Source organism: Rhizobium rhizogenes NBRC 13257, assembly GCF_000696095.1.
GTDB lineage: Bacteria > Pseudomonadota > Alphaproteobacteria > Rhizobiales > Rhizobiaceae > Rhizobium > Rhizobium rhizogenes.
The window spans coordinates 72,367-89,813 of record NZ_BAYX01000001.1 but is presented as its reverse complement, the minus strand read 5'-3'; the positions used below and the strand labels follow the sequence as shown (position 1 = coordinate 89,813).

The 17,447-nt window shown below is 59.9% G+C and carries 15 protein-coding genes and 1 pseudogene; 10 read left to right on the top strand and 6 right to left on the bottom strand.

Annotated elements, in window-relative coordinates; all coding sequences use genetic code 11:
- Positions 1-55: 55 nt before the first annotated feature.
- The 5 genes from RRH01S_RS00415 to RRH01S_RS00395 form a co-directional block, all read right to left on the bottom strand.
- On the bottom strand, positions 56-1,195 hold the full coding sequence (locus RRH01S_RS00415) for a DUF2333 family protein (protein WP_007692439.1): 1,140 nt from the start codon (positions 1,193-1,195) through the stop codon (positions 56-58).
- Between the two features lie 126 nt (positions 1,196-1,321).
- Entirely contained in the window at positions 1,322-2,368 is a 1,047-nt protein-coding gene (locus tag RRH01S_RS00410) for a hypothetical protein (RefSeq protein WP_034517830.1), read from the bottom strand.
- Positions 2,369-2,454: 86 nt separating this feature from the next.
- On the bottom strand, positions 2,455-2,844 hold the full coding sequence (locus tag RRH01S_RS00405; protein WP_012651986.1) for a VOC family protein: 390 nt from the start codon (positions 2,842-2,844) through the stop codon (positions 2,455-2,457).
- An 87-nt stretch (positions 2,845-2,931) separates the two neighbouring features.
- Positions 2,932-3,318 (bottom strand): c-type cytochrome, encoded by a 387-nt coding sequence (locus RRH01S_RS00400; RefSeq protein WP_042469635.1) that lies wholly within the window; start codon positions 3,316-3,318, stop codon positions 2,932-2,934.
- Positions 3,319-3,412: 94 nt separating this feature from the next.
- Positions 3,413-3,994 carry a thymidine kinase gene (locus RRH01S_RS00395; RefSeq protein WP_012651988.1) on the bottom strand — a complete coding sequence of 194 codons (582 nt, stop codon included), beginning with the start codon at positions 3,992-3,994 and terminating at the stop codon, positions 3,413-3,415.
- Positions 3,995-4,229: 235 nt separating this feature from the next.
- Here RRH01S_RS00395 and RRH01S_RS00390 point away from each other — a divergent pair, with 235 nt between their 5' ends.
- From RRH01S_RS00390 to ade, 7 genes and pseudogenes are all read left to right on the top strand, one after another.
- Positions 4,230-5,186: a choline ABC transporter substrate-binding protein gene (locus RRH01S_RS00390; protein ID WP_012651989.1), complete on the top strand. Its 957-nt coding sequence runs from the start codon at positions 4,230-4,232 to the stop codon at positions 5,184-5,186.
- Positions 5,187-5,366: 180 nt separating this feature from the next.
- A complete protein-coding gene (gene choW / locus RRH01S_RS00385; RefSeq protein ID WP_007692430.1) occupies positions 5,367-6,212 on the top strand; it encodes a choline ABC transporter permease subunit in 846 nt (281 codons plus the stop codon).
- Positions 6,209-7,258: a choline ABC transporter ATP-binding protein gene (choV, locus tag RRH01S_RS00380; protein WP_042469630.1), complete on the top strand. Its 1,050-nt coding sequence runs from the start codon at positions 6,209-6,211 to the stop codon at positions 7,256-7,258. The genes choW and choV overlap by 4 nt, the downstream gene beginning before the upstream one ends.
- 40 nt (positions 7,259-7,298) lie before the next feature.
- Positions 7,299-8,047 (top strand): annotated as a pseudogene (locus RRH01S_RS00375) (HugZ family pyridoxamine 5'-phosphate oxidase).
- 114 nt (positions 8,048-8,161) lie between these two features.
- Positions 8,162-8,479, top strand: a complete 318-nt coding sequence (locus RRH01S_RS00370) for an ArsR/SmtB family transcription factor (RefSeq protein ID WP_007692427.1) — start codon at positions 8,162-8,164, stop codon at positions 8,477-8,479.
- Positions 8,480-8,913: 434 nt separating this feature from the next.
- Positions 8,914-10,242, top strand: a complete 1,329-nt coding sequence (gene aptA / locus RRH01S_RS00365) for an omega-aminotransferase AptA (RefSeq protein ID WP_012651993.1) — start codon at positions 8,914-8,916, stop codon at positions 10,240-10,242.
- A 95-nt stretch (positions 10,243-10,337) separates the two neighbouring features.
- Positions 10,338-12,035 (top strand): adenine deaminase, encoded by a 1,698-nt coding sequence (gene ade / locus RRH01S_RS00360; RefSeq protein ID WP_042469998.1) that lies wholly within the window; start codon positions 10,338-10,340, stop codon positions 12,033-12,035.
- Here the strand turns inward: ade and bglA are convergent, their stop codons facing one another.
- Positions 12,036-13,682: a beta-galactosidase BglA gene (gene bglA / locus RRH01S_RS00355; protein WP_012651995.1), complete on the bottom strand. Its 1,647-nt coding sequence runs from the start codon at positions 13,680-13,682 to the stop codon at positions 12,036-12,038.
- A 298-nt stretch (positions 13,683-13,980) separates the two neighbouring features.
- On the opposite strand from bglA, the gene RRH01S_RS00350 reads away from it, so the two are divergent.
- Genes RRH01S_RS00350 through RRH01S_RS00340 form a run of 3 tightly spaced genes read left to right on the top strand, consistent with a single transcriptional unit; the run spans position 13,981 to position 17,447 of the window.
- Positions 13,981-15,561, top strand: coding sequence for a peptide ABC transporter substrate-binding protein (locus RRH01S_RS00350; RefSeq protein WP_012651996.1), 1,581 nt, complete (start codon positions 13,981-13,983; stop codon positions 15,559-15,561).
- Between the two features lie 48 nt (positions 15,562-15,609).
- The gene (locus RRH01S_RS00345) at positions 15,610-16,533 is read left to right on the top strand and encodes an ABC transporter permease subunit (protein WP_007692419.1); all 924 of its coding nucleotides are present in this window, start codon (positions 15,610-15,612) and stop codon (positions 16,531-16,533) included.
- The gene (locus RRH01S_RS00340; protein ID WP_042469626.1) at positions 16,530-17,447 is read left to right on the top strand and encodes an ABC transporter permease; all 918 of its coding nucleotides are present in this window, start codon (positions 16,530-16,532) and stop codon (positions 17,445-17,447) included. The genes RRH01S_RS00345 and RRH01S_RS00340 overlap by 4 nt, the downstream gene beginning before the upstream one ends.

The following is a 17,447-nucleotide window of genomic DNA, read 5'->3' as shown; positions in this document are numbered from 1 at the left end:
CCGCAGATTGCGGTGGAGAATTGGCGATCGTCAGAACAACGATCGCCCAGCCGTCTTAACGGCCGCCAAGGACGGAGCGCATTTCCACCAGATTCGAGCGAACGCGCAGGATATAGAAGCCCATCGTCGCCAGATGGCTCGGCATGATCCAGCCATCCTCGCGCCCGTTCGAGATGATGAAGGGCTGAATGCGTAGCGCCGCCTCCAGCTGCTTCATGGTGCCGCCCCAGAGCGTCCCGAGATTGCGTTCGGCGATGACCTGCTGGAAATCGGCCTCGATGGCGCTCAGGATGCCGTAATAGCCATAGAGCTGACCATAGGCGAACCAGAAGCGGTCGTCGGCGCGCATGTCGAACCAGCCGTAATTATGCTTCTCCGATCGCTCCGCAAGGATGTCCGATGTGCTGCCGAGGTCGTTGGCGACACGATCGATGAATTGCAGGAGGTTGTCGGCCCGGCTGTCGAAGACCGCATTGCAGGTGCCGAGATCGGTGTTGAACTTGCGCAGGCTGGTGATTGCCGCGCGATAGTAGCTCGGCGTCGGCGTCTTCGGGCCGAAGGGGCGCATGCCGAAATACCAGCTCGCTTCGTCGAACTGCAGATTGCCACGGGCGCTTTGCAGATCGCCGTTGATGCCCGACGTACCACGTACGCGGCCGAGCGTGTCGACCAGCTCCACCGCCGTGCGCCGCACCGCCTGGTTCACGCCGCGCTGAAAGGCTGCCTTGTTGTCGAGGAACGGCGTGTCGTCCCAGGCGACGCCGAAGAACCCGAGCTTGAAAAGCAGCATCGAGGAGATCCAGGCGTTCTGATTGACGTTGAAGTCGATGAGGTCGGCGGTGACGTCGACTGTCCCGGACGTCTGGCAGGCTTTCGGCGTGGTCGCTGCGACCTGTTGGCCGCTCGCTGCCGGCAATTCTTGCCCTGCCCCGACCTTGCGGTCGTCGAACCTGTAGACGCTGGGATAGCTGGTGTCGAAGCCGCTCCAGACCTGCGTCTGCCAGATGAAATAGATGTAGAGCACCGCCATCAGCGTCACGAAAGCGGCAACCGGCAGCTTGATCAGCCAATTGCGCCGCTGATACCAGCCGTGAGCGGCGAGGAAGGGCCATAAGATCCCGACGACGAGAAGCCCGAGGCCGCGCGCGATGGCGGCGCCGATCCGCTTGAAGAACGCAGTAATCGAATCAAGCATGGACGTCTCCTCTAAAGAGCCGCAGTCCTTCGGATACGTAAAGGACGCAAGGACACTTTGAAATCGCGCAACATATTCACGCCCATGCAGATATGTGTTTCCGCAGGAGACGGCAACCGGCTGATATCATTTTTCAATCGCAGACGATAACGAGGTCTCAGGTTCGGGCTCGACCGGCTGCTCCCCTTCCGTCACCGGCACGGCCGGCAGTGGAGATTCCAGCCGCCGCGCAAATACCTTGTCGGCATGCTCCTTGCGTCTTGCAAGATCATGACCGGCGAGCACATTGGCCTCGAATGCCCTGATCAACGCGGCGACCGTGGCCGGTCTTTCAACGGCCGGCAAAGGCGGCGCAGCCTCCGACGTCACCGCCTTCAGCAAGGCGATTCGCTGTTCGGTATCGACCGCAAGCTTGGCCGCCATCGCGTTGACGGCGGCGACCTGCGCATTCAGAATTGTCGCCACACCCTCATAGATATCGATGAGCCGCTGCAATGCCACCCGCCCGGGCTGCAAAGCGCGCTCGCGTACGTGGAGATCTTCCTGCTCGGCAAGCAGCCGCCGATACTCCGCTTCAGGTTCGGATTGCGAATCCACGTCGCGCTTGGACGATACGCTGACACGCCGGTCCACAATCCTCAGCGCCAGATCATCGGCCTGGCGCTGAGCGTCCTCAATATCGAGATCGACGCGTTGCCGACGCTCGATGACCTGCTCCAGCCGCGTCTCGCAATCGCGAAAGGCTTGAACCAGCAACGGCCGAGCCTCCCTGAACAGGGCCTCGAGTGAAGCTGACGCCGCCAGCGCCGCATCGAGTTCCGCCACGATCGATGCCGGCTTGGCATGTCCTTGGCCAATCCTGCGCCCGAACCAGGTTGACGTTTCAGCACCGGCCTTTTCATCGAACAATCGCCGATGCTGCAAATCCGCGGCCGCGGTGACCTCATCGAGTTCCCTGACCAGCAACCGAGCGAGGGATTTCCAGCGGTCGAGCAACTCGAGCGTCTCACGCACCTGCGCCTCTTCCACCGGGAAATTGACAGCACCGAGACGGGTGTCGCGCTTGGCGTGGCTGGCAAGCATGGTGTTTGCCGCAACCAAGCCCTTGATCGCATCATCGAGCGTCACGCGCGCCTTGTCGAGCGCGCCGTCGAAGGAATGAACCTTGACCATGAAAGCGTCTCTCAATTGCCTTTACCGGCGAGATTAACCGCTTAAAGGTGCAAAGAAAATGACCGAGCGACACATCTGTTTTTGCGTCAATTACCCTTGGGTACTTTATTCTCTGGCTCGCCGATCTCGATCGCATGCCCATCCGGATCATAAAAACGGAAGACCCGCTGCCCCCATTCCTGCGTTTCGACAGGGTGGATCAATTCGACATGCGGTGCGATATTGGCGAAGGCCGCATCAATATCCTCATGTTCGAAATACAGAAGTAGGTTCCTTTGCCCATAGGACTTGGGGGGATCGCTATTTTGCCGCCAGATCGTCTTTTCGAGAGACCGCCCTTCGTGGATCGCAAAACCAGTCTCGAAGAGAATAAAATTTCCGAAATCTTCTATGATCTTCAGGCCGAGCCGCTCGTTGTAGAACGCCTTCGAGCAATTTATGTCGCGAACAAACGGGATGGGATTCACAAAACGCATTGCTTTTTACCGACGGAGTTTGAGAAACACGTCCGCAAGAGGTTTTGACGCGGCAGCCCGATTAGAGCGACAGCAGAGCCTGCACCTTTACTGCGCAACGGCCGGGCTCTTCAGATAGGCGATGATATTGTCGATATCCTTGTCGCTCTTCAAGCCCTGGAAAGTCATCTTCGTGCCCTTCACCAGGAATTGCGGGCTGGGCAGGTATTTCCGCAGTAGCGCCTCGTCCCAGACCTTGCCGTCGGCGCCGAACGCCTTCATCGCCGTCGAGTAACTGTAATCCGGCACAGTGGCGACGGGGCGGCCGACCACGCCCATCAGCGACGGCCCGACATGGTTCTCATGCGCGGTCGCCGTGTGGCAGACGGCGCATTTCTTGAAGACCGTCGCGCCGGCGACCGCGTCACCATCGGCAAAAGCGGCCGAACTGGAGAAGAGAGCAGCGGCCGCGGCCAGCCGACAGAGCGATTTCATTAGTCCTCCCTGATCGGGAAGCGATCCATCCCGTCGCCGCGACCATAGAGACATTTGCGGTCTATTGCCGGATGACGCAATGACGCGGACGTTCCTATTCTTCCGCCATCGCCGCTTCCCAGTGGCGGCGGCAAAGCGAAACATATTTGTCGCTGCCGCCGATCTCGATCTGCGCGCCGTCGCGCGCCGCCTTGCCGGCCGAATCGAGGCGCACCACCATGGTCGCCTTGCGCCCGCAATGGCAGATCGTCCGCACTTCGCGCAACTCGTCGGCGATCGTCAGCAGCTCCTGTGAGCCCGGAAATAACTTCCCATGGAAATCCGTCCGCAGTCCGTAGGCCATGACCGGCAGGTCAAGGCGATCGACGACATGAGCAAGCTGCCAGACCTGCTCATGCGACAGGAATTGCGCCTCATCGACAAAGACGCAGGCCAGAGGCTCCTCGGCATGCATTTCATCGACCAAGGTGAAGAGATCGTCGGCGGCATCGAACGGTATGGCATCCATCGTCAGGCCAATACGCGACGCAATCTTGCCGCGACCGGCGCGATCGTCCAGCGCAGCAATAAAAGCCGCGGTACGCATGCCGCGCTCCTGATAATTGTAGGCCGCCTGCAACAACATGGTCGACTTGCCGGCATTCATCGTCGAATAATGGAAATAGAGCTTGGCCATGACGTTCTCCTTGATTGCTTCATGGGTGCTCTGAAGCGTGAAGGAAAGACGCCTCCTGCAAAAACCACAGGATTTACGGTGGATTCACGCAATACGGGATTAGCCCGACAACACTCGACCGGAAAAAAGAGGAGCGTCGCAATCAGCCCCTCCAAACCGGCGCAAATACGCGGAGGTCGCTTGTAAATCTCGGTTATTGGTGCTTGCTTGGGAACGTTAGACTGGGAGTCACGTAATGATAAAAATGACATTTACCGCACTTGCCTTCGCTTCAACCCTTTCCGCGCTCACGCTGGGCGCAACCGCAGCTTCCGCCGCCGAACCGGCGAGCTGTAGCACCGTGCATTTCGCCGATGTTGGCTGGACGGATATTACCTCCACCACGGCGACGGCCTCCATCCTTCTGAAGGCTCTCGGCTACGACACCGACGTCAAGGTGCTCGCCGTGCCGGTGACCTACCAGTCGCTGAAAAACAAGGACATCGACGTCTTCCTCGGCAACTGGATGCCCTCCATGGCCGAGAACATCAAGCCGTTTGCCGAAGACAAGTCGGTCGAAACCGTCGGCGCCAACCTGGAAGGCGCGAAATACACGCTCGCGACCAACGAAAAGGGTGCGGCACTCGGCATCAAGGACTTCAAGGACATTGCCACCCACAAGGACGACCTGGACGGCAAGATCTACGGCATCGAGCCGGGCAATGACGGCAACCGCCTGATCATCGACATGGTCGACAAGAACACCTTCGGCCTCAAGGGCTTCGAAGTGGTCGAATCCTCCGAACAGGGCATGCTTGCCCAGGTGTCCCGCGCGGACAAGGAAGGCAAGCCGATCATCTTCCTCGGCTGGGCCCCGCATCCGATGAACAGCAATTACAAGATGACCTATCTCTCCGGTGGCGACGACGTCTTCGGTCCGAACTACGGCGGCGCGACGGTTTACACCAACGTCCGGGCCGGTTATCTGCAGGAATGCCCGAATGTCGGCGCCTTCGTGAAGAACCTCGTCTTCTCGTTGCCGATGGAAAACGAGATCATGGGCAAGATCCTGAACGACAGCAAGGAACCGGAAGTGGCTGCAACGGAATGGCTGAAGGCCAATCCGACGGCCATCACCCCCTGGCTTGCCGGCGTCACCACCAAGGATGGCGGTGACGGGCTTGCGGCAGTCAAGGCCAAGCTCGGCCTGTGACATCGAAGGGATAAGGGGCGGCTTAACCGCCCCTTTCTCTTCCATGAACGGACTGCTTCCCTCCTATTGCGCTGCGCATCGGGTAACGCCCATCTGGCGCCATAGGCCGTTATTCTCCGGCGGCCGCATCCGGAACGACCCAAGACGTCCGGGTTCGCCGCCCAAAGAGTGGGCAAAGACGTGAACTGGTTAACCGATTACCGCATCCCTATCGGCCCCTGGGCCAAAGCCGTCGTCGACTGGCTGACGACCAATTTCATATGGTTCTTCGACGGTCTTTCCTTCGTCGCGTCACATGGGATCAAAGGACTGCTCTTCCTCCTGCAGGCGCCACATCCGCTGATCGTCGTCGTTGTTATTGCGGCCATCGCCTACTGGATGCGCCGGAGCGTTGCGGTCACCGCCCTCACCTTCATCGGACTGCTCGTCACCATCAACCAGGGCTACTGGAAGGAAACGACGGAGACGCTTGCGCTGGTGCTGGCCTCGACTTTCGTCTGCATGCTGGTCGGCGTCCCCCTCGGCATCGCCGCCGCTCGCCGCCCGTGGCTCTATGCCATCATGCGGCCGATCCTCGACCTGATGCAGACCATCCCGACCTTCGTTTATCTGGTGCCGGCGATGATCCTGCTTGGCCTTGGCATGGTGCCGGGCCTGATCGCCACCGTCGTCTTCGCCATTCCCGCATCGATCCGCATGACCCGCCTCGGCATCATCTCGACCCCGCCCTCTCTCGTCGAAGCGGCTGAAGCCTTCGGCGCGACGCCGCGACAGGTGCTGCGCAAGGTCGAGGTGCCCTTCGCCATGCCGCAGATCATGGCCGGCCTGACGCAGACGATCATGCTGTCGCTCTCCATGGTGTCCATCGCCGCCCTCGTCGGGGCCCCTGGCCTCGGCGTGCCGGTGCTGCGCGCGCTGAACAGCGTCAATGTCGCCAAGAGCTTCGATTCCGGCTCCTGCATCGTCATTCTCGCAATCATTCTCGACCGCATGTTCCGTGCCCCCGGCGAAGGAGACCGCTCATGACCACTGCCGTCGCCTTCAACAATGTCAGCATCATCTTCGGCGACCGCCCCGAGGCAGCCCTCAAGCTCGCGGACGAAGGAAAGACCCGCGACGAGATCGGCAAGGCAACAGGCCTGGTGCTCGGCGTCGCCAATGCCTCGCTAGAGGTCGAGGAAGGCGAAATCCTCGTGCTCATGGGCCTTTCCGGTTCCGGCAAGTCGACGCTGCTGCGCGCCGTCAACGGCCTGGCCCCGGTCGTGCGCGGCAATGTCGTCGTCAATACCAAGACCGGGCCGGTCAATCCCTATGACTGTAGTCCCAAGACGCTGCGCGACCTGCGCATGCACACGGTCTCCATGGTGTTCCAGCAGTTTGCATTGCTGCCCTGGCGCACCGTTGCCGACAATGTCGGCTTCGGCCTCGAGCTTGCCGGTGTGCCGGAGCCTGAACGCAAGAAACGCGTCGACGAACAGCTGGAACTCGTCAACCTGACACAATGGGCCAATCGCCGGGTCAACGAACTCTCCGGCGGCATGCAGCAGCGTGTCGGCCTTGCCCGCGCCTTTGCAACCGGTGCGCCGATCCTGCTCATGGACGAGCCGTTCTCGGCGCTTGACCCGTTGATCCGTACCCGCCTGCAGGATGAGCTTCTGGAATTCCAGCGCCGCCTGAAGCGAACGATCCTCTTCGTCAGCCACGATCTCGATGAAGCCTTCCGCATCGGCAATCGCATTGCCATCATGGAGAGCGGGCACATCATCCAGTGCGGTACGCCGCAGGAAATCGTCAGAAACCCTGCCGATCAGTATGTCGCCGACTTCGTGCAGCACATGAACCCGATCAGCATGCTGACAGCGGGCGATGTCATGCAGCAGGGCATCGGCCATTCTTCGGTCGGCGGCTCTGTTACCGGCACGACCACGGCGACAACGCCGCTCATCGATATTCTCGACGCGCTGACGCGTCAGCCGGGCAATATCGGCGTCGTTGACAACGGCGTGATTATCGGGACGATTTCCGCCCAGGATGTCGTGGCTGGCCTCACCAGCCACCGGCGAAAGGAGTAGTCCACCCGGACTGCTCTTCTTATCCTGCGGGAGAGAGACGATGAACGACAAGCCGTCCGTGCTGCGGGAAACCGACGAGGCGGCGCGCAAACAGGCGCGTATCCTCTTACATTCGGCCCGCTACGCGGCACTTGCCGTCATCGATCCTGAGACCGGCTTTCCCTCCGTCAGCCGCGCGCTGACCGGCACCGATATCGACGGCGTGCCGGTCATCCTCGTCTCCGACCTCTCAGCCCATACCAAGGCGCTGTCGAGGGATCCGCGCGCCTCGGTTCTCTTCGGCGAGCCCGGCAAGGGCGATCCCCTCGCCCATCCACGCCTCAGCGTCCAATGCAATGCGGAGCGCGTCGATCGTGAACATCCGCTGCATGAACGCATCCGCTCACGTTTCCTCGCCCACCATCCGAAGGCGAAGCTCTACATCGATTTTCCGGATTTCTGCTTCTTTCGCCTCGTCCCACTTGTCGCCAGCCTGAATGGCGGCTTCGGCAAAGCCTTTGTTCTGCCGGGCTCCGATCTGATGATTCTTTCGGCGGCTAATGAAGTGCTGGTGAAAGAGGCAGACGCCATAGTGCGAGAATTAGTATCCCGCCGCCCAACATAGCCTCGGCCATCACGGGTGGGTCAGAGGGAAAAATGGGCGAGTGGTGGCGGATTTACGACCTAGATATGGCGGGAATCGACCTAATTCGGGAAAATGGGACGTTCGGAGGGGAATTCGACCTACCCGTATGGGCGGGAGACGACATTAAATTACACATATCTAAAATAGCATACTCGATACCTTAAATTTAGGTATATACAATCTTTCACCCAACTTGGTATTGTTAGCTATCGGGTTAGCTCCCCGGTTTAGAAATTACGCAATTTCTGATGTACGCTCCGCATTAGGAAGATCAAGAGATGAAAACAAGAAATTTGGCTGACCACTCCAACGTGGCGGCAGCACTACTATCTGCAATGGCGAACCCCAAGCGCCTGATGATTCTTTGCAGCTTGGTCAAGGGTGAAGTCCCGGTCGGCGTATTGGCCAACCAAGTGGGGCTCAGCCAATCTGCGCTTTCCCAGCATCTTTCGAAGCTTCGTGCCCAGAAGCTGGTAAAGACCCGCCGCGATGCTCAAACCATTTACTACTCCAGCACTTCAGAGTCGGTCATCCGGGTCCTGGAAACGCTGGAAGACATTTATTGTGAACCGGAAAAAAGTAGAACGGCTGCTTAAGAGCCAAAACTGACTCTAGGACTGCCGGAGCATGATCCGCAGGGGGAGGACACGTCCCACCCTTAAGATCAGGCTGCTTTCATGACCACAATTATATATCTGATTTGGCTGGCAAATTTTCAATTTGCCAGCTTTTTCGTGTTTAGCCCCATCTGCGTACCAGCGACACATGCCACGGCTCCATCGCGTTCGCCAGTCGCTTCTCTCCGTACTGGATGCGATCTGATCTGATTTGGCGTGAGCAAACAAGACAAGACGAGACAGAACTGGACTAAAAACGAAATCACCGCGTCCTCCCTTCCCCGAACCCTCCGTCGTCTCCCCCGGCTTCATCTTGACGCCATGGGGCCGACTGATAATTTGACCAGACAGTCAATAATCACGCGGGCTCTACCGCGATCGGGAGATGGCCCCGAATGGCCATGGAGAACAGCATGTCCAACCGTCTGAACGCCGCCCCCAACGATCTCAGCGCCTTTTGGATGCCGTTTACGGCCAATCGCCAGTTCAAGAAGGAGCCGCGCCTCTTTGTCGGCGCCAAGGACATGTATTACACCACCCATGACGGACGGCAGGTGCTGGATGGAACGGCGGGTCTGTGGTGCGTGAATGCCGGACATTGTCGCCCGAAGATCACAGAAGCCATCAGCCAGCAGGCAGGCGAGCTCGATTATGCGCCGGCTTTCCAGCTCGGCCATCCCAAGGCCTTCGAACTGGCCAACCGGCTGGTGGATATCGCACCCGAGGGCATGAACCATGTTCTCTATACAAATTCCGGCTCTGAATCCGTCGAGACCGCGCTGAAGGTAGCGCTTGCCTATCATCGCGTGAAGGGCAACGGCTCTCGCTCCCGCCTGATCGGCCGCGAGCGCGGCTATCACGGCGTCAATTTCGGCGGCATCTCCGTCGGCGGCATCGTCACCAACCGCAAAATGTTCGGCACACTGCTGACCGGCGTCGATCACATGCCCCACACCCATGTTCCCGGCAAGAATGCCTTCACGCGCGGCGAGCCCGAGCATGGCGGCGATATCGCCAGCGAGCTGGAGCGCATCGTCACGCTGCATGACGCCTCCACCATCGCTGCCGTCATTGTCGAGCCGGTCGCCGGCTCCACCGGCGTGCTGATCCCGCCGAAGGGCTACCTGCAGAAGCTGCGCGAAATCTGCACCAAGCACGGCATCCTGCTGATCTTCGACGAAGTCATCACCGGCTTCGGCCGCCTCGGCACGCCCTTCGCCGCCCAATATTACGATGTCACCCCCGACATCATCACCACAGCCAAGGGCCTGACCAACGGCGTCATCCCGATGGGCGCGGTCTTCGTCACCTCGGAAATCCACGACGCCTTCATGCAGGGACCCGAGCACATGATCGAGTTCTTCCATGGCTATACCTATTCCGGCAACCCGATCGCCGCAGCCGCGGCACTTGCCACGCTCGACACCTACAAGGAAGAAGGCCTGCTGACCCGCGCCGCCGAACTCTCGGACTATTGGGCCGACGCACTGCACTCGCTGAAGGATTGCCCCAACGTCATCGATATCCGCAACACCGGCCTGATCGGCGCCATCGAACTCTCCCCCATTACCGGCGAACCCACCAAGCGCGCCTTCACCGCCTTCCTGAAAGCCTATGAAAAAGGCCTACTGATCCGCACCACCGGCGACATCATCGCTCTCTCCCCGCCCCTGATCATCGAAAAACACCACATCGACGAACTCTTCGGAAAGCTCCGGGAGATCTTGCAGAATAATATCTGAGGCTTAGTCTTAGGAAATCACCGCCCCTCATGTCCCCATTGTTGCAAACGCAGAATGGTCGGATATGAGGGGCGAACTTTATGCGAGGGATGAACATGACCGCCAAACTCGAACGCTATATCGACCAGGGCGTCGGCCGGGAGCCGGCGGATATCGTGCTTAAGGGCGGGCGGTTCTTCGATCTGGTGACGGGCGAACTCGTCGCTTCCGACATCGCCATTTGCGACGACCGGATCGTCGGTACCTGCGGCGATTATCAGGGCCGCGAGGAGATCGATATCTCCGGCCGGATCGTCGTGCCCGGCTTCATCGACACGCATCTGCATATCGAATCCTCGCTGGTGACGCCGCATGAGTTCGACCGCTGCGTTCTGCCCTATGGCGTGACGACCGTCATCTGCGACCCGCATGAGATCGCCAATGTGCTTGGCACGGAGGGCATCCAGTATTTCCTGGACAGCTCGCTCGAGACCATCATGGATATCCGCGTCCAGCTCTCCTCTTGCGTGCCCGCGACGCATCTGGAGACCTCAGGCGCCGATCTGCCGATCGAGAAGCTGCTGCCCTTCCGAGACCATCCCAAGGTCATCGGCCTAGCCGAATTCATGAATTTTCCGGGTGTCGTCTATAAAGACCCCATCTGCATGGCAAAGCTCGACGCCTTCCAGGGCGGCCATATCGACGGTCATGCGCCGCTGCTGCGCGGCAACGATCTCAACGGCTATCTCTCAGCCGGCATCCGCACCGAGCATGAATCGACCACCGCCGAGGAGGCCCTCGAAAAAATCCGCAAAGGCATGCATATTCTCGTGCGCGAAGGGTCGGTTTCCAAGGACCTGCACGCCCTGATGCCGATCCTGACCGAGCGGCTGTCGCCCTATCTGGCGCTCTGCACCGACGACCGCAATCCGCTCGACATCGCCGAGCAGGGCCATCTCGATTATATGATCCGCACGGCGATTGCCCATGGCGTCGAACCGCAGGCAATCTATCGCGCCGCCTCGATCTCCGCCGCCCGCGCCTTTGGCCTGCGCGATCGCGGCCTGGTGGCGCCCGGCTGGCGCGCCGATCTGGTCATCATCGACAGCCTGGAGAGCTGCAAGGCTGAGACGGTGTTCTCGGCAGGCCGCCGTGTCACCACAGAGCTATTCGCCACCCGCAAGCCTGTCGCCCCCGTCGGCCTCGACAGCGTCCGGGCACGCCCGATCAATGCCGCCGATTTCGGCGTGCCGGTCGCAGAGGGCGAAAGCTCCGTCATCGGCGTTATCCCCGGCAAGATCATCACCGAACATCGCCGCTACCGTTTGCCGCTCAGGGGCAACCAGACCGACCTCGACCTCGGCAACGACATCATCAAGGTCGCCGTCATCGAGCGCCACGGCAAGAATGGCAACCATGCCAATGGTTTCGTTCAAGGCTTTGGATTGAAGAAAGGCGCAATCGCCTCGACCGTCGGCCATGACAGCCACAATATTTGCGTCGTCGGCGTCAACGAGGACGACATGGCCCGCGCCGCCAACCGTCTAAGCGAAATCAACGGCGGCTTCGTCGTCGTCGAAAACGGTGTCGTCACCGGCGAAATCGCCCTGCCCGTTGCTGGCCTGATGAGTCTGGAGCCCTATGAAAGCGTGCGCGACACGCTGCATCATCTGCGCCAGGCAGCCTACGCCCTCGGCGCGACGCTGGAAGAACCCTTCCTCCAGCTCGCCTTCCTGCCCCTGCCGGTCATCCCGCACCTGAAGATCTCGGACCGAGGTCTTGTGGATGTCGACAAGTTCATGCTGATCGGTTGATCAGTCAACCTTCCCGCAAAACACATCCAATGCGGCAAGCGTTATGACCTCGTCGGCGTTGGCAGCTCCAAAGCCCGGCATCGGCACAGCCTTCACCACCTTCACCCCTTCCGGTAGAGCAACCTTCACAGGCGCGCGAGAAAGATTGAAGACGAAAAGCAACGTCTCGTCGCCCTTGCTGCGCATGAAGGCGAGCACATCTTCCTTGGTGTCGAGAAAGGTCATGTCGCCGTCGAGCAGTGCCGGATGCTGCTTCCGGAAAGCCAGCGTCTCGCGATAGTGATGTAACACGGATTGCGGATCGGTCTCCTGCTTGTCGACGGCAAGTGCGGCATGCTGATAGGGTACTGGCAGCCATGATTTCTCCGCCGTGGTGAAGCCAGCATGGGCGCGGCTTGCCTCCCAGGGCATCGGCGTGCGGCATCCGTCACGCCCCTTGAAGGCCGGCCAGAAGCGGATGCCGTAGGGGTCCCGCAGGTCCTCGAAAGCGAGATCTGCCTCGGGTAGGCCCAGCTCCTCGCCCTGATAGAGGCAGATCGAACCGCGCAAGGTCGACAACAGCGAAATCGCCAGCTTGGCTACACGCGGCTGCTCGGCCTCGGTTGCGGCGAAGCGGCTGACATGGCGGTTGACGTCGTGGTTGGAGAAAGCCCAGCAGACCCAGCCGTCGGCGACATTGGCCTGGAAATCGCCGACGCAACGGCGGAAATGCGCCGGCGTGAAATCCGGTCCGAGCAGATCGAAGGTATAGCACATATGCAGCTTGTCGCCGCCGCTGGTATAGGCGGCCACCGTCTGTAGCGAGCGGACGCCATCGCCGACTTCGCCGACCGTCGTACGTCCCTCATACTGATCGAGCAGCGCGCGGAAACGTTTCAGGAAATCGATATTTTCCGGCTGCGTCTTGTCGTAGAGATGATTCTGCATGCCATAGGGATTGCTCTCCGGCGCATCCAGCCCGCCGACCACGCTCGCCGCGGGCGGATTATCCCTCAGCTGCTTGTCGCAGAAATAGTAGTTGACCGTATCCAGCCGGAAGCCGTCGACGCCGCGGTCGAGCCAGAACTTGACCGTCGCCAGCAAGGCGTCCTGGACTTCGCTATTGTGGAAATTCAGGTCCGGCTGCGAGGTCAGGAAATTGTGCTGGTAATATTGCCGGCGCACGCCGTCCCATTCCCAGCCAGGCCCGCCGAAGATCGACAGCCAGTTGTTCGGCGCCGTGCCGTCCGGCTTCGGATCGGCCCAGACATACCAGTCCGCCTTCGGATTGTCGCGGCTTGCCCGGCTCTCGACGAACCAGGGATGGCGGTCCGATGTATGTGAGATCACCTGATCGATGATGACCTTGAGACCGAGCGCATGCGCCGATGTCATCATCTCGTCGAAATCGGCGAGCGTCCCGAAGATCGGATCGACATCGCAATAATCGGCGACGTCATAGCCCATATCCGCCATCGGCGAAGTGAAGAACGGCGCCAGCCAGATGGCGTCGACACCGAGCGAGGCGATATGCGGCAGGCGGCGGGTGATGCCCTTGATATCGCCGAGCCCGTTGGCGTCGGTATCCTGAAACGACCGCGGATAGACCTGATAGATTACCGCTCCACGCCACCAATCGGCTCCCGCCGTCTTGTCCGCTGATGTCATCAACAATCCGCCTCGATTTCATAAGGATTCCTTCAAGTCGCACACTAAACTTGAGGCGGCAAGCTGCCAATCGGGGAAGCGCGTCACTTGAATTGAACGCGCAGGTTTTATGAGGCTGATTTCGCAAAACTCCCAGGCTGCAAAACTTCCGACCACCAGCGGCGATTCGTCTGGGGGGCTTGAAAGCGACGTTGCTTCAGATAACTTGCGACATTGACCTGCACGTCCAGGTCATCTGCGGAACTAAAATAACCTTGAAAAAACAAGGTCCGTAACTCCAGAAAGGTGGGGAATAGATATGGCTTATTTCACTCGAAAATTCATCGCGTCGGCGTTCGTCGGCACCTTATTGAGTGTTTCCGCACATGCGGCGACCCTCAATATCCACAATGGCGGCGACCCCACGTCGCTCGACCCACAGAAGATTTCCGGCGACTGGGAAAATCGCATCGACGGTGATATTTTCGAAGGCTTGGTGACCGAAGATCCCAAGGACAACCCCATCCCTGGGCAGGCTGCAAGCTGGACCATTTCCCCGGACCAGAAGGTCTATACCTTCAAGCTGCGCGACGGCATCAAGTGGTCGGACGGCACGCCGGTGACCGCGAGCGACTTCGTCTTCTCCTTCCAGCGCCTGATGGATCCCAAGACCGCCGCCCAATATGCCTACCTGCAATATACGATCTTGAACGCGGAAAAGATCAACAAGGGCGAGATCAAGGATCTCAGCCAGCTCGGCGTCAAGGCGATCGATGACAAGACGCTGGAAATCACGCTCGAAAACCCCACCCCCTACTTCCTCAACGCATTGATGCACTACACGGCCTATCCGGTGCCGAAGCATGTCGTGGAGACCAAGGGCGACGAGTGGGTCAAGATCGGCAACATCGTCACCAACGGCCCCTACAAGCCCACCGAATGGGTGCCCGGTTCGCATGTCAGCATGGTCAAGAGCGATCAGTATTACGACGCCAAGGACATCAAGATCGACAACGTCAACTACTATACGCTGGAAGACCAGGCTGCGGCGCTGAAGCGCTACCGCGCCGGCGAGTTTGACATCCTGACCTCGTTCCCCGCCGACCAGTATGAGTGGATCCAGAAGAACCTTCCTGGTCAGGCGCATGTCGTTCCGTTCCTCGGCACCTATTACTACGTCCTGAACTCCACCAAGCCGCCCTTCAACGACAAGCGCGTCCGTCAGGCCCTCTCCATGGCCGTCAACCGCGAAGTCATCGGCCCGAAGATCCTCGGCACCGGCGAACTGCCGTCCTATTCTTGGGTGCCGCCGGGCACCGCCAATTATGGCGAACCGGCCTATGTCAGCTGGAAGGACGAGCCCTACAAGCAGAAGGTCGAAGAGGCCAAGAAACTGCTTAAGGAAGCAGGCTTCGGCCCCGACCATCCGCTGAAGGCGCAACTCCGCTACAATACCAACGACAACCACAAGCGTATCGCCGTTGCGATCGCCGCCATGTGGAAACCGCTTGGCGTGGAGATCGAGCTCTACAACACCGAAACCAAGGTGCATTACGACGAGATGCAGCGCGGCGAAGTACAGATCGGCCGTGCAGGCTGGCTCGCCGACTACAACGATCCGATCAACTTCCTGAACCTACTGTCGACCGGCGTCGAAATGAACTACGGCCGCTGGAGCAACCCGCAATATGATGCCCTGATCAAGCAGGGCAACGAAGAGATCGATCTGAAGAAGCGTGCCGAGGTCTACAAGAAGGCCGAACAGCTGGCACTCGACGACAGCGCCGCGATCCCGATCTACTATTATGTTTCGCAGAATATCGTTGCACCGAAGGTTGAAGGCTTCGTGGACAATATTCAGGACATTCACCGTACCCGCTGGCTGTCCATCAAACAATAATAGGAAAAGGCCCTGCCCGCTCTTGCCGGGCGGGGCCTCAACGCACCCATGTTCCGTTACGCTCTCCGTCGTCTGCTGTCGACAATCCCCGTCTTGTGGATTGCCGTGACAGTGTGTTTTTTCATTTTGCGACTTGCTCCCGGTGGTCCTTTCGATGGCGAACGGCCATTGCCGCCGGAAGTCAAAGCCAACCTCGCGGCCCACTACAATCTCGATAAGCCGCTGGTCGAGCAATATCTCATCTATGTCGGTGATGTGCTGAAGGGCGATCTTGGCCCCTCCTTCGCCAACCAGGATTTCACCGTCACCCAGCAAATCATGTCCGGCTTTCCCTACACGCTGACCATCGGCGGCGCGGCCTTCGTGCTCGCCACGGTCATCGGCGTTTTCGTCGGCTGTCTTGGGGCGCTGTATCAGAACCGCAGCGCCGATTACTGGCTGGGCGGAGGTCTGCTTCTCGGCCTCGTCATGCCGAGCTTCCTGATTGCCCCGATCCTCCAGCTTATCTTCGGCAACACGCTTGGCTGGCTGCCGGTCGGCGGCTGGGGCGACGGCTCGATCCGGTTCCTGGTCCTGCCCATCATCGTTCTGACCCTGCCGCATGCGGCGCGCATCTCACGCCTGATGCGCGGCTCGATGATCGAGGTAATGGGCCAGAACTTCATCCGCACAGCCAAGGCCAAGGGTATCGGCCCGCGGCTGACAGTGATGCGTCACGCACTGAAGCCTGCGATGATGCCCGTCGTTTCCTATCTCGGGCCGGCGGCAAGCTATCTGCTCACCGGTTCACTGGTGGTGGAAAGCATCTTCGGCCTTCCCGGCATCGGCCGCTACTTCGTCGGTGCGGCGCTCAATCGCGATTACGGCATGGTCCTCGGCACGGTCATTTTCTACATGGTTCTGATCGTGGTCCTCAACCTCATCGTCGACATCGCCTACGCCTGGCTCGACCCGAAAGTGAGAATGCGATGATCCTCAATTCCGCCAAACGAGAACTACTGGAAGCGGAGTTGCTTGCAGCCGAGGGGCTCGCACCGAAAGGACGTTCTCTCTCGGGCGACGCGCTGCGCCGCCTGCTGCGCAACAAGGCAGCCGCACTTTCCCTCATTGTGCTGGCACTGCTGGTCCTCATCGCCATCGTCGGCCCAAGCTTGCTCCCCTTCAACTACGAGGACCCCGACTGGAACTCCTTCCGAGGCGCGCCGGACTTTGCCGCCGGTCACTATTTCGGCACGGATGGTAACGGCCGTGACCTCCTGGCGCGAACGCTCTACGGCACGCGCGTTTCACTGACCGTCGCGCTCGTCGCCACCCTGGTCTCGGTCGTCATCGGCGTGCTCTACGGCGCCGTGTCGGGCTATTTCGGTGGCCGTGTCGACGCCATCATGATGCGCTTCGTCGATATCATGTACGCGCTGCCCTACGTCCTCTTCGTCATCCTGCTGATGGTGATCTTCGGCCGCAACGTCTATCTGCTGTTCGCGGCGATCGGCGCGCTTGAATGGCTGACCATGGCCCGCATCGTGCGCGGCCAGACGCTGTCCATTAAACAGCGGGAATTCATCGAGGCGGCGCGGGCCTCCGGCCAGCGTCCGTTCAAGATCATCCTCAAGCACATCGTTCCGAACCTCGTCGGGCCAGTCGTCATCTATGCAACGCTCACCATCCCCGAGATCATCGCCACGGAGAGTTTTCTTTCCTATCTCGGCTTTGGCGTGCAGGAACCGCTGACTTCGCTCGGCACACTGATCGCCGAGGGGTCGGCCGGCATGGAGACCACGCCCTGGCTCCTGTTCTTCCCCGCCGGCTTCCTCGTTGCCCTGCTGATGAGCCTGCTCTTCATCGGTGACGGCCTGCGCGACGCTTTCGATCCGAAGGATCGCTGA

Coding starts and splice junctions, on each gene's coding strand:
- RRH01S_RS00400 (WP_042469635.1), bottom strand. CDS start 3,318: ATGAAATCGCTCTGTCGGCTGGCCGCGGCCGCTGCTCTCTTCTCCAGT.
- RRH01S_RS00350 (WP_012651996.1), top strand. CDS start 13,981: ATGGCTTATTTCACTCGAAAATTCATCGCGTCGGCGTTCGTCGGCACC.
- ade (WP_042469998.1), top strand. CDS start 10,338: ATGACCGCCAAACTCGAACGCTATATCGACCAGGGCGTCGGCCGGGAG.
- choV (WP_042469630.1), top strand. CDS start 6,209: ATGACCACTGCCGTCGCCTTCAACAATGTCAGCATCATCTTCGGCGAC.
- RRH01S_RS00345 (WP_007692419.1), top strand. CDS start 15,610: ATGTTCCGTTACGCTCTCCGTCGTCTGCTGTCGACAATCCCCGTCTTG.
- RRH01S_RS00410 (WP_034517830.1), bottom strand. CDS start 2,368: ATGGTCAAGGTTCATTCCTTCGACGGCGCGCTCGACAAGGCGCGCGTG.
- RRH01S_RS00370 (WP_007692427.1), top strand. CDS start 8,162: ATGAAAACAAGAAATTTGGCTGACCACTCCAACGTGGCGGCAGCACTA.
- RRH01S_RS00390 (WP_012651989.1), top strand. CDS start 4,230: ATGATAAAAATGACATTTACCGCACTTGCCTTCGCTTCAACCCTTTCC.
- bglA (WP_012651995.1), bottom strand. CDS start 13,682: ATGACATCAGCGGACAAGACGGCGGGAGCCGATTGGTGGCGTGGAGCG.
- RRH01S_RS00415 (WP_007692439.1), bottom strand. CDS start 1,195: ATGCTTGATTCGATTACTGCGTTCTTCAAGCGGATCGGCGCCGCCATC.
- RRH01S_RS00405 (WP_012651986.1), bottom strand. CDS start 2,844: ATGCGTTTTGTGAATCCCATCCCGTTTGTTCGCGACATAAATTGCTCG.
- RRH01S_RS00395 (WP_012651988.1), bottom strand. CDS start 3,994: ATGGCCAAGCTCTATTTCCATTATTCGACGATGAATGCCGGCAAGTCG.
- aptA (WP_012651993.1), top strand. CDS start 8,914: ATGTCCAACCGTCTGAACGCCGCCCCCAACGATCTCAGCGCCTTTTGG.
- RRH01S_RS00340 (WP_042469626.1), top strand. CDS start 16,530: ATGATCCTCAATTCCGCCAAACGAGAACTACTGGAAGCGGAGTTGCTT.